Annotated in this window: 3 protein-coding genes and 1 pseudogene; 3 read left to right on the top strand and 1 reads right to left on the bottom strand. The window is 70.8% G+C overall.

The window, feature by feature from the left end:
• Positions 1-1,329 (top strand): HYR domain-containing protein (locus tag VF794_RS10350; RefSeq protein WP_331109256.1); only part of this gene is annotated, 1,329 nt, incomplete at its 5' end.
• Here the strand turns inward: VF794_RS10350 and VF794_RS10355 are convergent.
• Entirely contained in the window at positions 1,330-2,064 is a 735-nt protein-coding gene (locus VF794_RS10355) for a metallophosphoesterase (protein WP_331109258.1), read from the bottom strand.
• Between the two features lie 231 nt (positions 2,065-2,295).
• On the opposite strand from VF794_RS10355, the gene VF794_RS10360 reads away from it, so the two are divergent.
• Entirely contained in the window at positions 2,296-3,903 is a 1,608-nt protein-coding gene (locus VF794_RS10360; RefSeq protein ID WP_331109259.1) for an N-acetylmuramoyl-L-alanine amidase, read from the top strand.
• Between the two features lie 194 nt (positions 3,904-4,097).
• Positions 4,098-4,317 (top strand): annotated as a pseudogene (locus tag VF794_RS10365) (N-acetylmuramoyl-L-alanine amidase); the annotation flags it as partial.

A 4,317-nucleotide genomic window follows, 5' to 3' on the forward strand; every position in this document is an offset into this window, starting at 1 on the left:
GAGAACCCGTGCGGCAACGGTCGCGTCGACTCCGGCGAGTCCTGTGACGACGGCAACCGCACGGACGGCGATGGCTGCAGCGCCTCGTGCCAGAAGGAGAACCCGTGCGGCAACGGCCGCATCGACTCCGGCGAGACGTGCGACGACGGCAACCGCGCGGACGGCGATGGCTGCACCGCCTCGTGCCAGAAGGAGAACCGCGCGCCCGACGCCACCTGCCAGGACGTCTCCGTGTGCACCGACCCGGGCGTGTGCGTCGCCACCTTGAGCACCCCGCCGGCCACCGCCACCGACGCGGATGGGGACGCGCTCTCGTGGGACGTGCATCCGCTGGGCCCCTATGCCCCCGGCAACCACGGCGTCTGCTCCACCGTGACCGATGGCCGGGCGCATGACTCCTGCTGGTCCAAGGTGACGGTGCGTGACTGCGAGGCTCCCGCGCTCGTCTGCCCCGCCGACTTCCAGGTGCAGTGCTCCGGCCAGGGCCGCGCCATCGTGACTCCGCCCCAGACCTCCGCCACGGACAACTGCGGCCCCGCCAGCGTGACGCATCCCGATGGGCCCCTCCACCTGCCGCTCGGCTCGCACAAGCTCGAGTACTCGTCGACGGACGCGTCCGGCAACACCGCCACCTGCGCTCCCACCGTGACGGTCGTGGACACCGTGGCGCCCGTGCTCGTGTGCCCCGAGTCCATCACCGCCGAGTGCACCGGCCGCAACTCCGCCTATATCGCCCCCGGCCTGGCCACCGCCGTCGACACCTGCACCACGGCCCAGGTCTCCGGCCCACAGGCGGACTGGTACCCGCTCGGCACCAACACCGTGCGCTACACCGCTCGGGACGCCTCGGGCAACGAGGCCTCGTGCACCTCCACCCTCAAGGTGGTGGACCAGACGTCCCCGGTCGTCACCGTGACGCCGCCCGTGCCCTTCTGGCCCGTCGACCAGCTCTACCGCACCGTGCGCCTCGAGGACTGCATCGTGGTGCGGGACCAGTGCAGCGGTGGCCTCACGCAGACCGGCGCCAACGCCGCCATCACCTGCGTGTCCTCCGACGAGCCGCAGAGCGGCGCCGAGCCGGATGTCGTCTTCGTGGACGCCACCACCGTGAAGGTCCGCGCGGACCGCTCGGGCTCCGGGGATGGTCGCGTGTACACGGTCCACTTCGAGGTGCGTGACATGTCGGGCAACCTCACCCGCGGCGTGTGCCCGGTGGGCGTGCCCCTCGAGCGCAACGGCTCGCCCGTGCACGACAGCGGCGAGGCCTGGCGCGAGTGCCGCCCGGCGGGCAGCGCGCAGCCCTGGAAGACGCTCTCCCTGGCCCCGTAGCTAGCCGTCCAGCAGCACCGGCGAGAAGCCCGCCGCGTCGCACGAGGCCAGCACGTAACGCACCCCGGCCCGCTCCCCCGTGAAGCCGGCCGGGATGCCTCCCGCGTGCAGGTGCCCGTAGACGCACACCTTCGGCTTGTAGGCCTCGATGGGGGCGCTGAAGGAGGTGGGCTTCTCGTTGGAGTACAGGGGCGGGAAGTGCACCGCCACCACCCGTGTCAGCGGCTCGGCGCTCTCCTTCTCCTTCTTCTCCGCGTCCGCGATGGACGTCGCCAGCCGCCGCGTCTCCCGCTCCACGTACCCCAGATCCTCCGGCTCGTCCCCCATCTCCCCGCCCGGCATCGGCGGGGCCTCGGGCGCCGTCCACAGCCGCGTGCCGGCGATCACCCAGCGCCCGATGACGAACGCGCTGTTGTGCAGGAAGCCCTCCAGCGTCTTGTACGGCTCCAGCACCCGGCGCAGCTTCGCCGCCGAGTCTCCCCACCAGTAGTCGTGGTTGCCGCGCACCAGCACCTTGCGCCCCGGCCGCTCGTCCAGCCACTTCAGGTCGTCCTGCACCTCCGTGGGGCGCGTGGCCCACGAGATGTCCCCCACCACCAGCACCACGTCCTCGGGACGCACCTTCTCGTCCCAGGCTCGTTGGAGCGGCAACGGATGATCCGTCCAGCCGAAGCGGTGCATGTCCTTGTTGCGCGTGGAGGGCAGGTGGGTGTCGCCGATGGCGAAGAGGCGCATGGTCTTCTCCTAACCCAGGCCCGCGGCCCGAGTCGCCCCGGATGTGCACTCCACGCGCCGCGTCATGCGCCACGTCCTGCTGACCGCTGCAAGACAATTGTGCGGCTTTCTTGCCTTCCTAGAAAAACAGGCTTCCCTTGTCGTCCGGGAAAGTGCATCTTATCGCGCCTGGCCCCCCGCCAAGCGGGGAGGCGCCATTCCTCCATCGCCGTTCCCCCCCAAGGAGTGCTCATGCACCCGTTCCGTAAGCCCCTGGTGGCCGCCGCCGCCGCCGCACTGTCCCTGGCCGCCTGTGGTCCGCAGGAGCCCACGTCCACCCCCGCTCCCGCCGTCATCGAGGACGCGCGCACCCCCGCCCAGCGCGAGGCCGAGCGCACCCCGTACGAGCTGGACGCCGCCTTCGCCAAGGCCTCCGCCGAGTTCGGCGTGCCGGCCAGCCTGCTCAAGGCCATCGCCTACACCGAGACGCGCTTCGAGATGGTGAAGGGCGAGGTGGAGTTCGAGGGGATGCCGGCGGCGTACGGCCTGATGGCCCTGCGCGGCGCGAACGTGGCCGAGGCGGCGCGCCTGGCGGGCGTGTCCGAGGAGGCGGTGCGCACCCAGCCCGAGGCCAACATCCGTGGCGCCGCGGCGCTGCTCTCCGCGTACGCGGACAAGCTGGGCGTGCAGCGCGCGGAGCTGGGCGCGTGGGCCCCGGCGGTGGTGGAGCTCAGCGGCATCACCCACGCGGACGCGCAGGCCAACTACGTGCACGCCGAGGTGTATGGCGTGCTGCGCAAGGGAGTCGTGGCCAGCACCCCCGAGGGCCATGTCGCCGTCTCGCTGATGCCCGAGGCCGGCGTGCAGGCGCAGTTCACCTCGCCGCGCGTGAGCGCGATGAGCGCGGACTACGCGCCCGCCATCTGGCGCCCGTCCCCCAACTACAACGCGCGTCCGGCGGGCACGGACGTCTCGATGATCATCATCCACACGTGCGAGGGCAGCTACTCGAGCTGCTGGAGCTGGCTGGTCAACTCCGCCTCCGGCGTGAGCGCGCACTACGTGGTGAACGAGAGCGGCTCGGAGATTTCGCAGCTCGTGACCGAGGCCAACCGTGGCTGGCACATCGGCGCCAGCTACGACTGCAACCTCAATGGCGGCGTGATGTGCGGCGCCAATGGCCAGTCGGTGAACAACTTCTCGGTGGGCATCGAGCACGGCGGCTTCGCCAGCCAGACCTCGTTCCCGGCCGGGCAGATCGACGCCTCGGCGAAGCTGTCCTGCGACATCACGAAGGGCCAGGGCATCGTGCGTGACAGCTACCACATCGTGGCGCACGGCCGGTTGCAGCCGGCCACCCGCACGGACCCGGGTCCCAACTGGCCGTGGTCGACGTACATCAGCAAGATCCAGAGCTACTGCGGCACCACCACCACGGGCCTCATCGTCGACAGCAACAACGCCAACAACGACACCTCCAAGGGCTACATCGAGCTGACGGGCGCCAGCTGGGTCTCGTCCTCGAACGTGGGCGGCTTCTACGGCAGCGGCTACTACGCCTCCTCCACCGCGGCGGTGTCCGAGCCGGCGACGTTCTACTTCTACCTGCCCGCGGCGGCGACCAAGACGGTCGACGCCTGGTGGACCTCGGCCACGGATCGCTCGACGACCACGCCCTTCGTCATCTGGAACGCGGCCGGCACCAAGCTGGCCACGGTGAGCATGAACCAGCAGATCAACGGCGGCCGGTGGAACACGCTGGGCACCTACAACTTCTCCGCGGGCTGGAACAAGGTGCAGGTCAGCCGCTGGACCACGTCTGGCGCCCAGGTCATCGCCGACGCCATCCAGGTGCGCTGAAGTCGTGATGTAGCGGGGTAGGGCACGGCGATTGGCCGGGCCCGCCCCCTGTAACGGGCCGGGGGACTCGCTTCCCTGGCCCGTTTTCGTTCGTGCCAACGCGGATTCCCTGTAAATACAGTCTTCCCGTGCAGTCCGGGGAAGTGCCTCTTCTCGCCCCCATCCCCCGTCCCCCCACACAAGGAGTGTCGTGCATGCACCCGTTCCGTAAGCCCCTGGTGGCCGCTGCCGCCGCCGCGCTGTCCCTGGCCGCCTGTGGTCCCCAGGAGCCCGCGACTCCCCCGGCCCCGGCCGCCGTCGAGGACGCGCGCACCCCCGCCCAGCGCGAGGCCGAGCGCACCCCGTACGAGCTGGACGCCGCCTTCGCCAAGGCCTCCGCCGAGTTCGGCGTGCCGGCCAGCCTGCTCAAGGCCA

Origin of the sequence: Archangium sp. (genome assembly GCF_036389735.1) — a bacterium.
In the GTDB taxonomy this organism is placed as follows: Bacteria; Myxococcota; Myxococcia; order Myxococcales; family Myxococcaceae; genus Archangium.

Coding starts and splice junctions, on each gene's coding strand:
- VF794_RS10355 (WP_331109258.1), bottom strand. CDS start 2,064: ATGCGCCTCTTCGCCATCGGCGACACCCACCTGCCCTCCACGCGCAAC.
- VF794_RS10360 (WP_331109259.1), top strand. CDS start 2,296: ATGCACCCGTTCCGTAAGCCCCTGGTGGCCGCCGCCGCCGCCGCACTG.